The 20,361-nt window shown below is 44.1% G+C and carries 15 protein-coding genes; 3 read left to right on the top strand and 12 right to left on the bottom strand.

All coding sequences use genetic code 11. The features are described from left to right. Nucleotides 1–98 precede the first annotated feature (98 nt). The 4 genes from GQR89_RS08490 to GQR89_RS08475 all read right to left on the bottom strand — a co-directional run bounded on the left by GQR89_RS08490 (nt 99) and on the right by GQR89_RS08475 (nt 7,248). Complete coding sequence (locus tag GQR89_RS08490; RefSeq protein WP_233269126.1) at nt 99–935, bottom strand: DUF1080 domain-containing protein; 837 nt, start codon at nt 933–935, stop codon at nt 99–101. A 263-nt stretch (nt 936–1,198) separates the two neighbouring features. Then, the gene (locus GQR89_RS08485) at nt 1,199–2,698 is read right to left on the bottom strand and encodes a tryptophan halogenase family protein (RefSeq protein WP_158769644.1); all 1,500 of its coding nucleotides are present in this window, start codon (nt 2,696–2,698) and stop codon (nt 1,199–1,201) included. A 1-nt stretch (nt 2,699) separates the two neighbouring features. Further along, nucleotides 2,700–4,190, bottom strand: coding sequence for a tryptophan halogenase family protein (locus GQR89_RS08480; RefSeq protein WP_158772198.1), 1,491 nt, complete (start codon nt 4,188–4,190; stop codon nt 2,700–2,702). A 142-nt stretch (nt 4,191–4,332) separates the two neighbouring features. Further along, nucleotides 4,333–7,248, bottom strand: a complete 2,916-nt coding sequence (locus GQR89_RS08475) for a TonB-dependent receptor (RefSeq protein ID WP_158769643.1) — start codon at nt 7,246–7,248, stop codon at nt 4,333–4,335. Nucleotides 7,249–8,006: 758 nt separating this feature from the next. Between GQR89_RS08475 and GQR89_RS08470 the strand changes: the two genes are divergently transcribed. Together GQR89_RS08470 and GQR89_RS08465 are read left to right on the top strand one after the other, a co-directional pair. Beyond that, nucleotides 8,007–8,384: a cupin-like domain-containing protein gene (locus GQR89_RS08470; protein WP_158769642.1), complete on the top strand. Its 378-nt coding sequence runs from the start codon at nt 8,007–8,009 to the stop codon at nt 8,382–8,384. Between the two features lie 46 nt (nt 8,385–8,430). Beyond that, on the top strand, nt 8,431–8,634 hold the full coding sequence (locus GQR89_RS08465; protein ID WP_158769641.1) for a hypothetical protein: 204 nt from the start codon (nt 8,431–8,433) through the stop codon (nt 8,632–8,634). An 89-nt stretch (nt 8,635–8,723) separates the two neighbouring features. On the opposite strand, the gene sucD is transcribed toward GQR89_RS08465, so the two are convergent. The 8 genes from sucD to sdhC form a co-directional block, all read right to left on the bottom strand. After that, entirely contained in the window at nt 8,724–9,596 is an 873-nt protein-coding gene (gene sucD, locus GQR89_RS08460; protein ID WP_158769640.1) for a succinate--CoA ligase subunit alpha, read from the bottom strand. Beyond that, complete coding sequence (gene sucC / locus GQR89_RS08455; RefSeq protein ID WP_158769639.1) at nt 9,593–10,762, bottom strand: ADP-forming succinate--CoA ligase subunit beta; 1,170 nt, start codon at nt 10,760–10,762, stop codon at nt 9,593–9,595. Before sucC ends, sucD begins: the two co-directional genes overlap by 4 nt. Before the next feature lie 123 nt (nt 10,763–10,885). Beyond that, the gene (odhB, locus tag GQR89_RS08450) at nt 10,886–12,370 is read right to left on the bottom strand and encodes a 2-oxoglutarate dehydrogenase complex dihydrolipoyllysine-residue succinyltransferase (protein ID WP_158769638.1); all 1,485 of its coding nucleotides are present in this window, start codon (nt 12,368–12,370) and stop codon (nt 10,886–10,888) included. A 9-nt stretch (nt 12,371–12,379) separates the two neighbouring features. Further along, nucleotides 12,380–15,202 carry a 2-oxoglutarate dehydrogenase E1 component gene (gene sucA, locus GQR89_RS08445; protein WP_158769637.1) on the bottom strand — a complete coding sequence of 941 codons (2,823 nt, stop codon included), beginning with the start codon at nt 15,200–15,202 and terminating at the stop codon, nt 12,380–12,382. A 176-nt stretch (nt 15,203–15,378) separates the two neighbouring features. Beyond that, nucleotides 15,379–16,089 carry a succinate dehydrogenase iron-sulfur subunit gene (locus GQR89_RS08440; protein ID WP_158769636.1) on the bottom strand — a complete coding sequence of 237 codons (711 nt, stop codon included), beginning with the start codon at nt 16,087–16,089 and terminating at the stop codon, nt 15,379–15,381. A gap of 14 nt (nt 16,090–16,103) precedes the next feature. Beyond that, nucleotides 16,104–17,873, bottom strand: coding sequence for a succinate dehydrogenase flavoprotein subunit (sdhA, locus tag GQR89_RS08435; RefSeq protein WP_158769635.1), 1,770 nt, complete (start codon nt 17,871–17,873; stop codon nt 16,104–16,106). Beyond that, nucleotides 17,874–18,221, bottom strand: coding sequence for a succinate dehydrogenase, hydrophobic membrane anchor protein (sdhD, locus tag GQR89_RS08430; protein ID WP_158769634.1), 348 nt, complete (start codon nt 18,219–18,221; stop codon nt 17,874–17,876). Further along, nucleotides 18,215–18,589: a succinate dehydrogenase, cytochrome b556 subunit gene (sdhC, locus tag GQR89_RS08425; protein ID WP_158769633.1), complete on the bottom strand. Its 375-nt coding sequence runs from the start codon at nt 18,587–18,589 to the stop codon at nt 18,215–18,217. The genes sdhD and sdhC overlap by 7 nt, the downstream gene beginning before the upstream one ends. 411 nt (nt 18,590–19,000) lie before the next feature. Between sdhC and gltA the strand changes: the two genes are divergently transcribed. Beyond that, nucleotides 19,001–20,281, top strand: coding sequence for a citrate synthase (gene gltA, locus GQR89_RS08420; protein WP_158769632.1), 1,281 nt, complete (start codon nt 19,001–19,003; stop codon nt 20,279–20,281). The last annotated feature ends 80 nt before the right edge of the window (nt 20,282–20,361 follow it).

The raw sequence follows: 20,361 nt of genomic DNA, 5'->3' as shown, positions 1-20,361 counted from the left end.
ATGTGTATGCTGAGTTTTTTCGCAGCAAGGCTAACCTGAATGACGTTAACCGTTGCTGGAATAAAATGTTCTAATTAAACACGCTTTAACCAACTGATTTACTTCGTTATAAGTGCATCTATAGGCTCATCTAACATTCTAATCTGGATATTGCGATAAAACACCTCCGCGCCTTCAGATTGAAATTGGATCTTGCCCTTGGTTAACGGCACTATTTGCTCATCAATTTTTTGCCGAGAATTGGAAGCTCGGAACACTTCTTTACCGTTAATTTTATGTATGATGGTATTGTCATCGGCGAGAACTTCCATAGTGTCCCATTGTCCTATCGGTTTCTCAAAATCACCCCGTTTTAATACACGATTGGCAATATTTAGGCATAGGGGCATATCAGGTGCGTAACGATAAAAATGCCAGTCACCTTGATTAGCGGCGCCGCAATGTGCATCTATAATAACCCCGTCTAAACTGTGATAGTCACCACTGTCACCCACTTGAATTTGCATTTCGTGACTGCGCAACCAATGATTCATAGACGCCCCGGGCTTACCCGTAGCAAAATATAATACCCCGCTGTCTCGTGGTTGACGCTCTCTAGGTGGCCATTTTAGATCTCCCCATTTCACCTCGAATTTCAGATGAAATTTGCCGTACTCTTCAATCGTGCTAATACCACCCCACTCCTCTCCAGAAATGCGCATTAATCCGTCTTGCACACTAAATACATTTTTGGGGTCAATATTTAAGCCGCGTACTGGGACGTCCGCAGGATCCTGATACTTACTGTCTTTCGGTTGATAGCTCACATAAGTTTCCCAACCAGTAAAATCGTTACCATTGAAAAGTGAAGTCCATTGCTGTTTATGAAGTGGATGCTGTAATGATTGTTCTGCTTTGTCTTGAGCAAACGCTGAGCTACTTATGCTTAGAGTCATACAAGCTGCCAGCACCTTTTTTGGGATTACCATTTTTAATATCGCCCTCTTTGCTAAATGCTCAGTAATTTAAGCAGCAGCCAATTGTTGTTTTTTTGTAAACGAGCAATAAGTGTAGAGATAATCCTACTTAAATCGATAGTCAAAATTCGTAAAGGGTTTGTGTTATTAGCTATCAGGCCCAAATATTAAATTCAGTTGTCACCCAACAATTCACTGAGTGAAGCATTGGGGTGGATTAACAGGGTATATCAGCAGTATTTTTAGCGGAATAAATTGCTCTTGTGGCTTTGGAAATTGAGAGCACAGCCGTGGACAAATTGCGCAATATTTTGCTCTTGGTATAAATCGCCTTTTCCGGGTTGATTAGCCGCCAAGGGCGGAAACGCGCCGTAACCCGCTAATAGGCAATTCCAAGAGACTGCGTTAAAGTGCGTAGTAAGATCTTGACGTTTTATTTCGTTGTCAAGATCGCCACATTTGTACCACACATCGAGTATTTGCTTTAGAGACTCCGACAAATGAACGTTAGACCGATTTGCTCGCCAATAATCACTGTCGTCTCGGGTATTTAATTTATAGTGTGCAACAATGTAATCGCGTGTTCGTTCCAAACGTTTGTGCATCTTGTGGTTAAATTCATCTTGCAAGCGATTACTAAATTCACCCTCTTCAAATGCCATAATGAATTGTTCTATGGCGATCTGGGTTATGTGCAAGGCTGTTGCCTCAAGCGGTTCGATAAATCCTGCAGACAAACCCACCGCCAAACAATTGTTTTGCCATTGCTTCTCAAGTGCGCCCACGCGCATGGATAAATGCCGGCACTCTTGGTTATCCTCCAGTTGTAAATGCTGTTTGAGTTCACTCTCAGCCTGGTTTGCGTCGATAAAATCCGAACTATATACATAACCATTACCAAAGCGGTTAGTCAGGGGGATTTTCCAGCACCACCCTGCAGAAAGGGCCGTGGAAATCGTCTCGACGGGAATGTGTTCGCCCATAGGAGTCGGCACAACGACCGCTGCGTCGTTAAAAAGGTTGTCTTTGTAACTGATGAATTTAACACCAAGTGTTTTATGCATAAGTACACTGGCAAACCCGCTGCAATCTACAAAAAAGTGGCCATTGATGTCTCGTCCGTCCTTACATTGCAGACTCGCAATATCTCCATTTGGGTGACGCGTCACCGCCTCTACATTAGCTTGAACATGCATCACTCCTAGGGAAATAGCATGATCCTGTAAATATGCCCCCAACAGATGGGAGTCAAAATGGTAACCATATTCAATGCTAAATGGGAAATTATCAGGGGTCTGCGGCCCTTTCACCTGCTTGGCTAATGTACCATTTAGTAAGAAGTCTTCTGAGGCCGTATGGGTATCTAATCCCATGCGCCGGGTGCGACTATTAACCATAAACGCACGTTGGGTAAACGTATCAATTTGCGATATAAATGGGTGGCTATATCGCTCGATACCTGATGCTGGACTAAACCCAGTAAAGGCGATGTTCATTTTGTAAGTCGCATTACACTTCGCCATCCAATCTTTATCGGGAATGTTGAGCATTTCGAAAAAACGTTTCAAGGTGGGTGTTGAGCCCTCACCCACCCCAACTATTCCTATATCGGGTGACTCAATCAAACTGATCTGCAATGCTTTGCTTGCCACTTTATCCGCCCATTTATGGGCGAACAAATTTGCGGCCATCCAACCTGCTGTGCCGCCGCCGAGGATCACAATTTGAAAAGGGATTGACATATTAAACCTTACAATAGCGGGCTAAAAACTCATCATGAGACAGCATCTGGCTAAGAGGCTGCTGCTTGGCCGCTGCGATTTTGTCCATCATCGTGCGTAACTCAGCGACACCGGCTACCTTCGCCGCTGGGTGAAAATCCTTTGGCTCGATGCCTTGTCCTAACATCACCTGTAACCAAGAGGCATCCCGAAAGATGTCGTGGGCATCATTAAATATGGCGCCATTGCTGCGAAACAGCGCGATTTTGTGTTGCAAACGTGGGGGAATAGCCATGTTTCGTCTGTCTTTCCAAAAATCAGAGTCTTGGCGCGCATTGACGTGGTAGTGCAAAATAATAAAATCGGCGATGGTTTCAAACTCGATTTTTGACTCAGCATTGTAGGCATCGATGGTACTTTGCGCCATCCCATCATTGGGGAACATTTTCAGCAGGCGTACCACAGCTGACTGAATAAGATGAATGCTGGTGGACTCTAAAGGCTCTAAAAAGCCACTCGCTAAGCCCACCGATACCACATTTTTATGCCATTGCTGAGCCGTTCTGCCTGTTTGGAAACTGATCTTACGGGGCTCATCCAAAGCTTTAGTTTCTAGATTACCCATCAAAGTTTGATGGGCATCGTCATCTGATAAATACGCTGAGCTGTAAACCAAGCCATTACCGTTACGGTGAGTCAGTGGAATGCGCCATTGCCAGCCTGCAGCTTGGGCGATACTGCGAGTGTAAGGCAAGGTATGCTCGAAACGTTCGCTGGGCACCGCTAACGCGGTATCCGCCGGTAGATACTCATGCCAACTCTCAAAATCAACACCGAGCGTTTGTTTAATCAACAAACCTCTTTGCCCTGTGCAGTCAATAAACAAGTCTCCCTCTATTTGCTGACCGCTTTGTAATTGCAAGGCGGTGATATAGCCAGACTCTGCGTCACGCTGCACATGCTCTATCTTTCCTTCCGTTCGAACCACGCCGGCTTTTTCAGCCAGTTTACGTAAGAATTGACCATATAAACCTGAGTCAAAATGATATGCATAAGGCATGTCATATATGGGATTAGGGGTATTAATCTTATTGAATTTCTGCTGCTGACAAGCAAGGTAATTTAAATCGAAGTCCCACAAAGAAGCAGACATGCCGTCTTTTTTTGCTCGGAGCCAATAATGCTGAAAACTGCAAAAGCCCATGTTAGTACCAGGGGCACCGAACGTATGGAAATAGCTTTCGTCTTTAACTCGCCAATTCTCAAACTTAATACCTAGCTTGATAGTAGCCTTAGTTTCCCGCAAGAATTCCTTTTCATCTAAGCCTAAATACGTGTTGAACGTATGAATGGGCGGTATCGTTGCCTCCCCCACTCCTATGATGCCAATCTCTTGGGACTCAACCAACTGTATCTCAATTTGTCCCTGTAACACCTTGCTTAGCATGGCTGCGGTCATCCAACCTGCGGTACCCCCACCGGCAATGACGACTTTGCGTATTGGTTTCATCATTTGTTCAATACCTTGCATGTACTATTACCTTTAATACAGTCTATATCTGCCATCATACCCATTCTGTCTGCAAAGACGCACATTCAATCATAAAAAAGGCCTCTGCAGCGAAAACGCTGAGAGGCCCATTGCCCACGACTAATTAATAAAAGGCGTAATTAACATTAACCATATAAGACGGCCCGAATTGACGACGTGTGGTCACTATGCCATTGCCATCAACGGTTTCCTCATCCACATCGGTCAAGTTAGTGCCTTGCAGTGAAACACGTAAGCCTTGAAGATAATCGATGTCAGAATCTTCAAAGTCATAACTGATTTGCGCATCGAGTAAGGTCACAGCATTACGGGTAGACGTTTCAATTTTGTTTGAACCACCACGTTGATAAGTGCTGAATTCAGATCGGTCTGTCCCGGCCAAACGCACTTCAAAGCCACCCATCGCGTAATATGCTGTTACCGAGTAAGTGCGATCGGATTGCCCTGGAATAGCAGTGCCGTCATCTAGCTCAGCATCAATCAAGGTAGCCGAAGCTGCAATACCAAAGCCTTCTAAAGCATCTGCTAACATATTTAAAGGTACGTTTGCTGTTAGCTCCAAACCTTTTACTTCGCCGCTCAAACCATCTTCAAAGAAAGAGTAACTTCCGAAATCAGGCGGAGTGATCACATCTCCTGCTGAATAGAATGTTCCCGCAGGACCGTATTCACCATCTTCTGGCGCAATACGGTCATGGAATCCTGGAATGAAATAATCAGCCCCATCGTTGGTAATATCATTACGGAAATTAATACCTAAGTCACCGTCGCGCGTCCAGTTAACTAGGTCCTTGTAAAAGATAGCCGCCGAGACATAACCTTCATCTTCAAAGTAGTTTTCAAAAGACAAATCGAAGTTGTTGGACTCAAATGGTTCCAATAGCGGGTTGCCGGCAAACTTAGACCAAGGTGAACCGTACGTATCGACTGCTGCTTGGGTATTCTCTACCGCGATTTGATCGATGTTTTGATCAAATTTCACATAACCAGACGCTTTCATTTGATCAATTCGTGCCCGGCTAATGGTTTTATTAGCCGCAAAACGTACAAATTTATTGTCCGCCACTTCCACACTGACGTTTAAGCTAGGTAGTACATGACTGTAATCTGTACTTACAGATAAGGCGCAATCGGCATCGATTTGCTGATCGCTATCGGCATCACACACGGCAAAGTTAGCACCAACAACACCCGTATACCCTGATGAGGACTGATCGGTTTGCACATATTGCAGACCAATATTACCCATCACCGGAAAGCCGCCTAGCTCGGTATTAAAGTCGACTTTAGCGTATAGCGTGGTGACTTCTTCTTCTACCACGTAAGTGTCTCCTAAACGGTCAGGCTCAAGTAGGCCCGCATCATTAAGGGTGTATTCACCATCTTGGTAGGGTGCAAAACCATCATAAGCCACTACCTGGCCCAAACCAGCCCACGTTAAGTCGGTTAGGCCGCTATAAAGATATTCCTGAGGTATAGCGCTAGAGGATGGATACGATGAAGACGTGGCAAAAAAGCCTTTATTGACTTTGTCTTTGTATCTGTCGCTGTAATTCACACCCGCCGTCACTTTGGTGAACAGATCACCGTCGAGCAGACCAACGACTTCAAATTTATAGGTCGTAAGTTCTTCGCTAAAATCGGCGTAGTTTAAGAAACCATCTTGCGCATTAAGATAGCTATACGGCGTGCCATTAGCCGTTAATTCGGTACTGGTAAATTGGTCGGCTAAGTTGGCTAAACCACCGCCCCATCCCTGGGGGCCAGTCAACTGCAGCGCAGAGGGATCTGAAAATGCTTCTAATCCTGATGAATTAGTGAACGTCACGCCATCTGAGCTCATTTGGAATTCACGAGAGCCCAGCTCTGATGAATCCAATGCACCTGAACGCGCTAGACCCGCATAAGACTCACCACGCAAATCCCGCTTAGTAGATTCACTGTTGGCGATATCTAATTCAACTGACCAGTTGTCATTAATGTGATAACCCACGTTTAAACCGAACACCTGTAAATCTCCGTCTTTTTTCGACGGATCCGTTCTCAAAACAGGGTTGACGCCAACTTGCGTGCCTGTAGTGTTGAGACCAGTCCCTGTTACAGTACCCGTACTGAAAGGTTCTATAAAACCACGTATCACACCTGAATCAGAATAGCTGATGTCTAAGGCATCAATCACAATATCTAAATCCTCAGTAGGTCGGAACTGTAAAACAGCAGAAATTGTGTCGCGCTCTAATACAGAACTGATAGCTTGTGTGTCTAGACCAGATGGAGTGATTTGTCCATCGTCGTTTGTGTTATAGCCCCACACGCCATATTTACGTTGGTTGTTAGGTGACTCAGTTGTCGCCAATGCCACGGCTAAACCAATAGTGTCGTCAGCAAATTTTTCCACAAAAGATAAGGATAAACGATGGCCTTTGTTATCGAATTCTGGATTATCTGATTCACGACCTGAAATACCATAATTGCCGTTTATCGTTAAGGTTTCTTGTGCCTGTAACGGGCGAACCGTTTGTAAATCTACAGTACCACCGATACCTTGCACCATAAGGGCAGCATCAGAGGTTTTATAGATGGTTGCGCCGGTCATAATCTCTGACGGGTACAAATCATATTCAACACCACGGTTATCACCGATACCGATGAGTTCACGACCATTTAACGAGGTGCCAGTGAAATCTTCTTTAAAACCACGGACCGAAATACCTGACGTACGTCCGCCTACTCGCTCACCAGACATACCCGGCAAACGGGCCAATGACTCAGCGATAGATGAATCGGGTAATTTACCGATATCTTCGGCAGATATGGCTTCGACAATAGACGAGTTCTCCATTTTTACCGCTTGCGCCCGGATAAGTGATCCCCGAATGCCTGTTACCTGAATCACTTCAGTGTCTTCGCCAACGGCGTCCCCATTGGCTTGTTGAGCAAATGCGACAGGTGAAATACCAAACGCAAAGCCACTTGAGATAAGTGCAGCTTTAATTAAATTAGGTTTAAAATTTTTCATGTATGAGTGTCCCGGTTCTAGACCCAGAAATTAACCCGTTATTTTGGTTAACAACTTGTAGTCAATTGTTACAGCTTTGTTCTAGTTGCCGCGATAGTACCGTTTAGTCTTACCTTGCCTCAATGTCTTGCATACGTATTCAATGAAAATAAACAACATATTATTAACAGTCACTAAATAACACTATGCATGCAAAACAGATTAAGGCACTGAATTAAAGCTATATTTAATGCAACAGCGAAGGAGGAAGGATAAGAAGGTGATACAGCCATAAAAAATGCAGATACTCTATTCTTGAATAGTTTGCAGCGATAGCCTTGGGGTTAATGCTTTTAGATATACACTTTGTATTGAAAATGAATCAGCCCCCCAAAAAATAAATATCAGTTGGAAGCGCTTCCTTATCCCAGGGAAGTGTTTGATGTGACAGCCGAGAACTTCGCGCAAAAGGTGACGAGTAACTATTTACCAGCAGTGCTTTAAGGATTTGCCAAACATTGGCCCATTGTCGAGGCTGCAGGCCAATCAAATAAAGCTCTGGTGGACTACTTAAGTCAATTTGACCAGGCCCAGTCGCTACCTGTTATCGTCTTGCCGAAAGAAACTAAAGGACGTATGTTTTACGATGCCGCCATGATGGGGGGTATTTTCAACAAACTCAAGGAACCCTGCAGCAAGCACTGGCAAATATATAGCGCTATAAATCCCGTTTAGCTAGTGATAGCGTTTGCGTACAAAACGCACGAATAGGGGAAACGTTGCCTGGGCTGAGCTCGCAACTCGATAATCCGTTGCTATCTGGTAGTCATCTCTATATCTGGGTAGGGAATCCGATTACCGTGGCGGCGCATTTTGACGAAGCACATAATATAGCGGTAGTCACCGCCGGCAAACGCAGATTTACGTTATTTCCTGCGCAACAAATTAAAAACCTTTATATTGGCCCCTTAGATTTCCCCCCTGCAGGGCAGCCCGTCAGTTTGGTTGATTTAAGGGCCCCTGATTTACACAAATATCCTAATTATCCTCAGGCGTATTCCGCAGGATTATCAGCGGAACTGGAACCCGGTGATGCGAATTACATCCCCTCCCCTTGGTGGCATCACATTGAATCAATAAGCGATAAAACGTATTAATTATTGGTGGAACAGCGACTATGTTACAACGGCAAAGCCTTTTCCTATGCTTATTCATGCAATACAAGCACTAAAGAGCCAACCCTTAGATCAACAGCAAGCTTGGCAAAGTATGTTAGAACATTACCTACTTGAGAACGACCATGATCCTGCACGTCATATTCCCACAGCGGCGAGAGGAATATTGGGTGACTATACAGATCAGCTATCACTGAAAGTACATCAATGGCTAACAAAGCTATTAAGTTAAATCCCACCTGCGAATTTTCGTTATTTGCCGTGACTATAGACATAAAAAAACCCGCTTTCAAAGCGGGTTTTTATCAAGACTAAACGGGATTACCAACCAGTAATTTCGCGAAGACCTTTGCCGATGTCAGCCAATGAACGAACAGTCTTAACGCCTGCATCTTCAAGTGCTTTAAATTTATCATCAGCCGTACCTTTACCACCAGAGATAATGGCACCAGCGTGACCCATACGCTTACCAGCAGGTGCAGTTACACCAGCAATGTAAGAAACAACAGGTTTAGTGATATTAGCTTTGATGAACGCAGCAGCTTCTTCTTCAGCCGTTCCACCAATTTCACCAATCATTACGATTGCTTCAGTCTTAGGATCGTCTTGGAACATCTGTAGGATGTCGATGAAGTTTGAACCAGGGATAGGGTCGCCACCAATACCAACACAGGTAGATTGGCCAAAACCTTCATCAGTTGTTTGCTTAACCGCTTCGTAGGTCAACGTACCAGAGCGAGAAACAATACCAACTTTTCCTGGCTTATGAATGTGACCAGGCATGATACCGATTTTACATTCGCCTGGGGTGATAACACCTGGGCAGTTAGGACCGATCATGCGAACGCCTTTACCGTTTACGTATTCTTTAACGTAAAGCATGTCTAGCGTAGGAATACCTTCTGTAATACAAACGATCAACTCGATACCTGCATCAGCAGCCTCGACAATCGAATCTTTACAAAAAGGTGCTGGCACGTAGATAACAGTCGCCGTGGCGCCTGTTTCTGCTACGGCTTCGCGTACTGTGTTAAAAACAGGTAGACCTAGGTGAGTTGTACCACCTTTACCAGGTGTAACACCGCCAACCATTTGCGTACCGTATTCGATAGCTTGTTCTGAGTGGAAAGTACCTTGTCCACCAGTGAAACCTTGACAGATAACCTTGGTGTTCTTGTCGATTAGTACGCTCATGCAGCACCTCCGGCAGCTTTAACAACTTGTTTTGCAGCATCCGTTAAACTAGAAGCAGCGATGATGTCTAGACCTGAGTTAGCAAGAACTTCACGACCTAGTTCGGCATTTGTACCTTCTAAACGCACAACAACTGGGATAGTTACACCCACTTCTTTAACTGCGCCGATAATGCCTTCTGCAATCATGTCACAACGAACGATACCACCGAAAATGTTAACCAAAACTGCGGCCACATTTGAGTCAGAAAGAATAATCTTAAATGCTTCAGCTACACGCTCTTTAGTTGCACCGCCGCCTACATCTAAGAAGTTAGCAGGTGATCCGCCGTGCAAGTTAACGATATCCATCGTACCCATTGCTAGGCCTGCACCGTTAACCATACAACCAATGTTGCCATCAAGAGCTACGTAGTTAAGTTCCCACTTAGCTGCTTGTGCTTCGCGTGCATCTTCTTGAGATGGATCGTGCATATCTTGCAACTTTGGTTGACGGTAAATAGCGTTGCTATCAATCGCTACTTTCGCATCTAAACAATGAAGGTTACCGTCTTCTTTAATAACAAGTGGGTTAACTTCAATCAGTGCAACGTCTTTTTCTTCAAACAATTTAGCTAAACCCAAGAAGATTTGTGTGAATTGTTTGATTTGAACGCCTTTAAGACCAAGCTTAAACGCCATTTCGCGTGCTTGGTAAGGTTGAGCGCCTACAAGAGGATCGATCTCAGCCTTAAGAATTTTTTCTGGAGTTTCTTCAGCTACAGTCTCGATTTCAACACCACCTTCGGTGGATGCCATGAAAACAACACGACGAGAAGCGCGATCAACAACGGCACCTAAGTACAATTCTTGCGCAATATCTGTACAGCTTTCTACCAAGATTTTGCTTACTGGTTGGCCAGCTTCATCTGTTTGATAGGTAACCAAGTTTGTACCAAGCCATTTTTGTGCAAACGCCTTGATTTCATCTTTAGTTTTAACAAGCTTAACACCACCTGCTTTACCACGACCGCCAGCGTGAACCTGACATTTCACAACCCATTCAGTGCCGCCAATACGATCTGCAGCTTCAATTGCTGCCTGTGGAGTATCCACAGCATATCCTTCAGATACAGGTAAACCGTATTCAGCGAATAATTGTTTACCCTGATATTCATGCAAATTCATGGTTTTCTATCCGTTTTATTTAAACAAAAGCTGCGTTTAACAGCTTGATTTTGGTAGCCGAAATCATAGAAATAACAACGGCGAGATTCGGGGAAATCATTTGATATCCCCGTCTAGATCCGATTATACATCCAATAACAGACGTGTTGGATCTTCTAACATTTCTTTGATCGTAACCAAGAAGCTAACCGACTCTTTACCGTCGATGATTCTATGATCATAAGAAAGTGCTAAATACATCATCGGTAAGATTTCAACCTTACCGTTTACCGCCATAGGACGATCTTGGATTTTATGCATTCCCAAGATTGCACTCTGGGGTAAATTAATAATAGGCGTTGAAAGCAATGAACCGAACACACCACCATTAGTAATGGTGAAGTTACCGCCTTGCATATCTGCCATTGACAACTTACCGTCACGACCTTTAAGCGCAAGCGCTTTAATACCGCCTTCGATACCAGCCATACCTAACGTATCACAGTCGCGTAACACGGGTGTAACCAAACCCCGTGGGGTAGAAACCGCAATCGATATATCGAAATAGTTATGGTAGCAAATATCGTCGCCGTCAAGAGAGGCATTTACTTCAGGGAAGCGCTTAAGGGCTTCAGTTACCGCTTTCACGTAGAAAGACATAAAGCCTAAACGAATACCGTGACGCTTCTCAAACGACTCTTGATATTGCTTACGAAGATCCATAATAGGCTTCATATTAACTTCGTTAAACGTCGTCAACATCGCAGTTGAGTTTTTCGCTTCAAGCAAACGAGTAGCAATAGTTTTGCGTAGGCGTGTCATCGGTACGCGTTTTTCTGTGCGCTCGCCAGACAATGCTGGAGCAACATCAGCTGCTTTAGCTGGTGCAGCGGCTTTACTCGGCGCAGACAATGATTTCTCAACGTCTTCTTTGGTCACACGACCGCCTTTACCTGAGCCTTTGATGCTTGCAGCATCAATACCCTTTTCAGCCAACAAACGACGAACTGACGGGCTAAGCGCATCACTTTCTGCACCACTAGCATCATTATCAGCACTGGCCGGGGCATCAGCTTTAGCTGGGGCAGCACCCGCTTTAAAATTAGCAATCACTTGCTCACCCATTACGGTTTCGCCTTCTTGAGCAATGATATCGCTCAATGTGCCATCGGCTGGTGCAACGACTTCTAAAACCACTTTATCGGTTTCAATATCAACCAAGTTTTGGTCACGTGAGACCGCTTCGCCTGGTTGAACATGCCATGTTGCTATGGTTGCGTCTGCCACTGATTCGGGCAATACAGGTACTTTAATCTCCACTGACTCACCTTTATTACTGGATGTTTTCTCTGCCGCTGGTGCGCTTTGCTCTTTAGCTTTTGACGCATCAGCCCCTTCTTCAAATTTAGCAATTACTTGCTCGCCTAAAACCGTTGCGCCTTCTTCATCGATGATAGAGCTTAAAACCCCATCAGCTGGCGCAACCACTTCAAGTACCACTTTATCGGTCTCAATATCAACCAAGTTTTGATCGCGAGTAACCTGTTCACCTACCTTCACATGCCAAGTGGCAATTGATGCATCGGCCACAGATTCTGGCAATACCGGTACTTTAATATCTATTGTCATACTGGTTCCTTATTTAATCGTTAATGCATCATCAACCAAATCTTTTTGCTGTTGGTTGTGAACAGAAATATACCCTACCGCAGGCGACGCAGATGCGTTACGACCGGCATAGCTAAGTTTTGCGCCGTTTGGCACCGCAGACCAAAAATGATGCTGGCTACAATACCAAGCACCTTGATTCTGAGGCTCTTCTTGACACCAAACCCAATCGGTAACATGTTTGAACTTATTGACGATAGGTTCGATTTCCGCATGAGGGAACGGATACAACTGCTCAATACGTATTATCGCCACATCGTCTTGTTCGTTCTTACGACGTTGGTCAAGCAAGTCATAATAAACTTTACCTGAACACATCACGACGCGTTTTACCTTGGCAGGATCCATCTCATCAATTTCATCAATTACGTTTTGGAACACGCCAGTAGACAACTCTTCTAACGAAGATACGGCTAACGGATGTCGCAACAATGACTTAGGTGACATAACAATTAAAGGCTTACGCATGGGCCGAATTGCTTGACGACGTAACATATTAAAGACTTGCGCAGGTGTTGAGGGTACACAAACTTGCCAATTATGATCAGCACACATTTGCAGAAAACGCTCTAAACGTGCAGAGCTGTGCTCTGGCCCTTGGCCTTCATAGCCATGAGGAAGCAACATAGTTAAGCCACATAAACGGCCCCACTTTGCTTCACCTGAACTGAGGAATTGATCGATAACCACTTGGGCACCGTTGGCAAAATCACCAAATTGCGCTTCCCAAATCGTTAATGTACCGGGCTCGGCCGTCGCGTAACCAAATTCAAATGCCAGTACTGCCGCTTCTGACAACACCGAATCGTATATTTCCATTTTGCCTTGTTCGGCATGCAGATGAGTAAGAGGCATATACGTCTCACCGTTAGTCTGCCCATGCAAAACAGCATGACGATGGAAGAACGTACCACGGCCTGAATCTTGGCCTGTCATACGAATATTTGATCCTGCATCAACGATTGAAGCGTAAGCCAAATTCTCAGCCATTCCCCAATCAAGCAGTTTTTCACCTGCCATCATGGAACGTCTGTCTTGATATAGTTTAGCCACTCGCGACTGAAGTTTAAGATCTTCAGGAAAAGTACATAACTTATCGCCTAGTTCTTTAAGCTTTTCAACGCTAATTTCTTTCGCGTAGGGCGCGGTCCAGTCATGGCCTAGGAATGGAGTCCAATCAACTGAATGCTCAGTCATTGGTCGCCATTCTTCTACCACGCAAGCACCATGATCAAGTGCAGCACGATAATCTGACACCAGTTTTTCAATTTCGTGAGACTCAATTGAGCCTTCAGCTAACAATTGATCTGCGTACAATTGACGTGGAACTGCATGCTTCTTAATTTTCTTGTACATCAACGGCTGAGTTGCACTAGGCTCATCAGCTTCGTTATGTCCATGACGACGGTAACAAACTAAATCAATTACCACATCACGTTTAAATTTATTGCGGTAATCCAAGGCTAATTTAGTCACAAACATAACCGCTTCAGGATCATCAGAATTCACATGAAAAATAGGCGCTTGGACCATCTTAGCGATATCAGTACAGTATTGCGTCGAGCGTGTATCTTCTGCGTTCGACGTAGTGAAACCAACTTGGTTGTTGATAACAATACGTACCGTACCACCGACTTTAAAGCCTCGAGTCTGAGACATGTTGAATGTCTCTTGCACGACACCTTGACCAGCAATTGCCGAATCACCATGAATGGTAATTGGTAGCACTACTGAGCCATCATCACATTTTCTACGATCAAGACGTGCACGAACTGAACCGATAACCACTGGGTTAACAATCTCTAAATGAGAAGGGTTAAACGCCAATGCAAGATGCACATTACCACCTGGGGTTGCAAAATCTGATGAATAACCCGCGTGGTATTTCACGTCGCCAGCACCTAAGGTGTTGTCGTGCTTACCAGAGAATTCATCAAATAAGACAGATGGATTTTTACCCAGCACATTAACCAGAACGTTTATACGCCCTCGGTGAGCCATGCCGATAACCACTTCTTTCGTACCACAATCGCCAGCGTGACTGATTAAGCCCTTTAGCATGGGTACTAGTGCATCACCGCCTTCTAGAGAGAAACGCTTCGCTCCGGGAAATTTAGCGCCGAGATATTTTTCCATACCGTCTGCAGAAACAAGGCCTTTAAGAATAGACATTTTTTCGTCACGCGTTATTTGCGGTTTCGCTTGTACTGACTCGATTTTGTCTTGTAACCAACGCTTTTGTTCTGTATCGGTAATATGCATGTACTCAGTACCGATAGAGCCACAATAAGTATTATTTAGGGATTTAAATAAATCACCTAGTTTCATACTGTCTTGACCTATCGCGTAGGAGCCAACATTGAATACAGTTTCAAAATCTTGTTCTGACAATGAATGATGCGACAACTCTAAATCACGAACTCTGGGTTGCTTCCATAATTCTAGAGGATCTAGGTTGGCGTGCTGATGACCGCGAAAACGGTAAGCATTAATAAGCTGTAATACTTTGACCTGCTTCTCGTCACTTGCATTTGATGTTCCTGTTGGAACCGTGCCTGCTCGAGCGACAGGGCCAAGTGCAGCTAATGCTCGGAATTGATCACGAATTTCACTGTGCTTAGTCTCAAGCTCAGCTCCTTCGACCTTCGGTAATTTGTCGAAAATAGCACGCCATTCATCAGTTACGCTTTTCGCGTCATCGAGATATGCTTCGTATAGTTCTTCTACATAAGCAGCGTTGCCACCAGCCATGTGAGAAGACTCCCACCATGCTTTCATCACGCTTTGTTGCATTGTTGTCCCTTGATTTTTATTAAGACTCACAATTATATGTGCTGCTGCACACGACCTTTAAAGGTTTGCGGATGCTCACCTTAAACTACAGTTTATATACTAAAAAAATAGCCACCCTATTAGGGATGGCTATTTAGACATTATCATTCTGAAGACTTAACTTACAGAATTAAAAACTAAACAGCCCGCTGCAGCAAAAGAGATTTTATGTGCCCTATCGCTTTGGTCGGATTTAGTCCTTTTGGACATACGCTCACACAGTTCATGATTCCGTGACAACGGAACACACTAAACGCATCGTCAAGATCACTTAAACGCTCTTCGGTAGCTGTATCACGTGTATCAGCTAAAAAGCGGTACGCATGCAATAAACCGGCTGGGCCGATAAATTTATCAGGGTTCCACCAAAACGAAGGGCATGATGATGAACAACACGCACACAAAATGCACTCGTATAACCCATCCAATTTCTCACGCTCTTCGGGTGATTGCAAAAACTCACGCGGGGGCGGCTGATTATTATCGTTAATTAAAAACGGCTTAATTTTTTCGTATTGGGTGTAGAACTGAGTCAGATCAACGACCAAGTCACGTACAACTGGCATACCAGGTAATGGACGAACGATGATTTTTTTACGACCCAGTGTGGACAATGGAGTAATACACGCCAAACCATTTTTACCATTCATGTTCATACCATCAGAGCCACAAACGCCCTCACGACAAGAACGACGGAATGACAACGTTGGATCTTGTTCTTTCAACGCGATAAGTGCGTCAAGCACCATCATGTCTTGACCTTCTTCAACCTCAAGCGTGTAGTCTTGCATACGAGGAGCATTGTCTACATCTGGATTATAGCGATAAACAGAAAATGATAATTGCATATGCTTAACTCCTCTTAGTAAGTTCTAGCTTTCGGTGGGAAAGCTTCGCGTAGTTTAGGTGACATATTTACGTCACGTTTCAACATTTTGTCACCCTCAGGCAAGTAAACGGAGTGACATAACCAATTGGCATCATCACGGTCTGGGAAATCGAAACGACTGTGCGCACCACGACTTTCTGTACGGAAGTTTGCGGCAACGGCCGTGCTATATGCAGTTTCCATTAAGTTGTCTAATTCAAGACACTCAATACGCGCGGTATTGAAATCGCTACTCTTATCATCAAGACGAGCATTTTTTAAGCGGTCTCGAATTTTGCCAAGCTCTTTAAGTCCTTCAGCCATTGCGTCACCTTCACGGAATACCGAGAAATTAAGCTGCATACATTGCTGTAAATCTTTCTTAATTTGCACTGGATCCTCACCTTTACCCGGTTCAGAATTTTCCCAGCGATTAAAGCGCGCTAATGCAGCATCGATGTCTTCATCTGTGGCATCACGGCTGTCGATTTCATCGATAGCTTTGCCAAGGTGCAGACCAGTCGCACGACCAAATACCACCAAATCAAGTAATGAATTACCACCGAGGCGGTTAGCTCCATGTACGGATACACATGCAATCTCACCACAGGCAAAAAGACCTTGAATGGGTTTTTCATTGCCTTGGGCATCTATGCTTAAGGCTTGTCCATTAACGTTAGTTGGAATACCACCCATCATATAATGACAAGTTGGAATAACCGGAATTGGTTCTTTCACCGGATCAACGTGCGCGAACGTACGAGATAATTCCAGAATGCCAGGTAAACGAGACTCAAGTACATCTTTACCTAGGTGATCAAGTTTCAATTTACAATGCGGACCCAAAGGACCGTCAAAACCGCGACCTTCACGAATTTCTGTCATCATCGAACGGGCCACAACATCGCGACCAGCCAAATCTTTAGCATTTGGAGCATAACGCTCCATAAAGCGTTCGCCATCTTTATTGAGAAGGTAACCACCTTCACCACGACAGCCTTCAGTAACTAATGTCCCTGCGCCCGCTATACCCGTTGGGTGGAATTGCCACATTTCCATATCTTGCATGGGCACACCAGCACGAATCGCCATACCAACACCGTCACCGGTATTGATGTGTGCATTAGTAGTAGAAGCAAATATACGCCCAGCTCCACCGGTTGCTAATACAACTGCTTTTGCCTTGAAGAATACAACTTCGCCACTTTCAATATCGATAGCCGTACAACCGACAACATCACCGTCTTGGTTCTTAACCAAATCCAACGCATACCATTCACTGAAAACTTTGGTTTTGTTTTTAACGTTCTGTTGATACAACAAATGCAACAATGCATGGCCAGTACGGTCAGCTGCAGCCGCAGTACGCGCGCCTTGTTCGCCACCAAAATTTTGTGATTGGCCGCCAAAAGGACGCTGATAAATTTTTCCGTTCTCAAAACGTGAGAAGGGTAAGCCCATATTTTCCATTTCAATAATGGCTTCAGGACCGGTATTACACATATATTCAATAGCGTCTTGATCGCCAATATAGTCTGACCCTTTTACGGTGTCATACATGTGCCATTCCCAGTTATCTTCATGGGAGTTGCCTAACGCGACGGTAATACCGCCTTGAGCAGAAACTGTGTGCGAGCGTGTTGGAAAGACCTTTGACAATAATGCACAAGATTTCCCTGACTCAGAAATCTGTAACGCTGCACGCATGCCTGCGCCGCCAGCACCAATTACAACTGCATCATACTCGTGAACTGGAATACTCATTTATAGACCCCACAAAACAAATAAACCCACAGCGACATAAGAAAACGCTACTAGGTTAATAAAAAATTGCACTACAGCGCGAATACCTGGCGCTTTAACATAATCGGTTAGCACCTGCCAAAAACCAATTCTAATATGCATCATTAGTGATAGTAGTGCTGCAAACGTGAAGACTTTCATGGCTAACGAAGCGAATAAATCGTGCCAAATTTCATACGTCACCGTTGGGGTACTTAGAAAGAACCACAGCATATATAACGTAAAGGCGGTCATAATGATCGCTGTTGCACGCACCGTAACAAAATCTTGCACGCCATCGCGTTTAAAACTAGCTTGGTTGGTTAGCATAATAAAACTCCTACAACGATGGTCAGTACAATCCATAAACCGATAACAATCTTCGCGCTATTATTGCCTGACTCAAGTTCTTCCCAATGCCCCATGTCCATCACCAAGTGACGTAAGCCACCAAGAATGTGATAAGTCAGTGCTGAGATAGTACCGATTGCGATTATCTTGCCGATCACTCCTGACATCTGTTCTTGCACAAATGCAAAACCGTCTGGAGAAGATACAGATTCCGCCCAAGCCCAGATCACAAATAACAACGCAAAAAACATTGCGACGCCGGTAATGCGATGAAGGATAGAAGTTATAGCTGCAGGGGGAAAACTGATTGTGTTTAGTTGTAAATTAACTGGTCTCTGCTTTTTCACGTTTTGATGCCCGTTTTACCCGTAGGTTGTCTAGTCATTGTTTGTTAATGTGTTGCACATTAACAATCGCTTAAAGATTATGTGTCCTGCCGTCAAGCCTGTTAGTAAATTGTAAACAACTTGTTGCTTTAATTATTCGTGTTAACAATAGCTAGACGACCGTCAGGAGTATATCCAGCAGCGCCAATAAATACAATTGTTCTTCGATATTAACGGTTTATAATTGAACATAAATAACATACATAATTACGGTGAATAATCAGGGTAGAATGGAAGTGAATAATTATTAAGCAAAAATGGTTTTAAATTGACTTATGGCGTCAACCTGAGTACAAATAGCGCCAATTTTCCCCGATAAACATTATATAATACTGTCTATCGCAAACAGAACTTTTCTGAGGAGAGCAATAAATGGCAAACAATAAAGCCACTTTGAAAGCAGGTAACGTAGAGGTCGAACTTCCGATTCTATCAGGCACTGCAGGGAATGATGTGATCGATGTTCGTACATTAGGATCACACGGTTATTTCACTTTCGATCCGGGCTTTATGGCGACAGGTTCATGTGAGTCGTCAATTACATACATTGATGGGGCCAAAGGGATTTTGTTACACCGCGGCTACTCAATCGAAGAGTTAGCACGTGACGCCGATTACATCGAAGTGTGTTACATGTTGTTACATGATAAAACACCGACCACGGAAGAATATCGTGACTTTAAAGACACGATCACTCGACATACTTTGGTTCACGATCAAGTAAATAATTTTTTCCGAGGCTTTCGTCGTGATGCCCACCCAATGGCCATGTTGTGTGGCACTGTTGGCGCAATGGCATCTTTCTATCACGATGATCTAGATATAACTGACCCTGAGCAACGTTTACGCAGCGCATATCGCCTAGTAGCAAAAATGCCTACATTGGTCGCTATGTGTTACAAATATAACGTAGGTCAACCCTTCGTTTATCCGCGTAATGACCTCTCATATGCAGAAAACTTCCTGAATATGATGTTCTCAGTACCAGCTGAAAAATACAAAATAAGCCCAGTCGTCTCACGCGCAGTAGACCGAATCTTCACTTTGCACGCTGATCATGAGCAAAATGCTTCTACTTCAACCGTACGTTTAGCTGGTTCATCAGGTGCTAATCCTTATGCATGTATCGCTGCCGGCGTTGCGTCTCTTTGGGGTCCAGCCCACGGTGGTGCTAACGAAGCATGTTTGAACATGCTACAAGAGATTGGTACAGTAGATCGCATTCCTGAATTTATTGAGCGTGCAAAAGATAAAAACGATCCTTTCCGCTTAATGGGCTTTGGTCATCGCGTTTATAAAAACTTCGATCCACGCGCAACCGTCATGCGTGAAAGTTGTCACGAAGTGCTTGATGAGTTGAATATTGATGATCCTTTGTTGAATGTTGCAATGGAACTTGAGCGTATCGCTCTTAGTGACCCTTATTTCGCTGAGAAGAAGTTGTTCCCGAACGTAGATTTCTATTCAGGTATCATCTTAAAAGCCATCGGTATTCCGACTAATATGTTTACCTGTATTTTTGCACTAGCAAGAACCGTAGGTTGGGTATCTCATTGGCATGAAATGTTGAGCCAGCCAGGTCAAAAGATTGGCCGACCTCGCCAGCTTTATACTGGTGAAGTACAACGTAAATACAGTAAAATCGAAAAATAACCCTCGAACTTACTAACAAAAATAGCGCCAATTGGCGCTATTTTTTTTATTTAAAACAAGCTGACTATTAAAGCAGACAC

It is taken from the genome of Paraglaciecola sp. L1A13 (assembly GCF_009796745.1).
GTDB lineage: Bacteria > Pseudomonadota > Gammaproteobacteria > Enterobacterales > Alteromonadaceae > Paraglaciecola.
The sequence above is the reverse complement of the archived record's forward strand: the minus strand, read 5'-3'. Positions and strand labels throughout refer to the sequence as shown.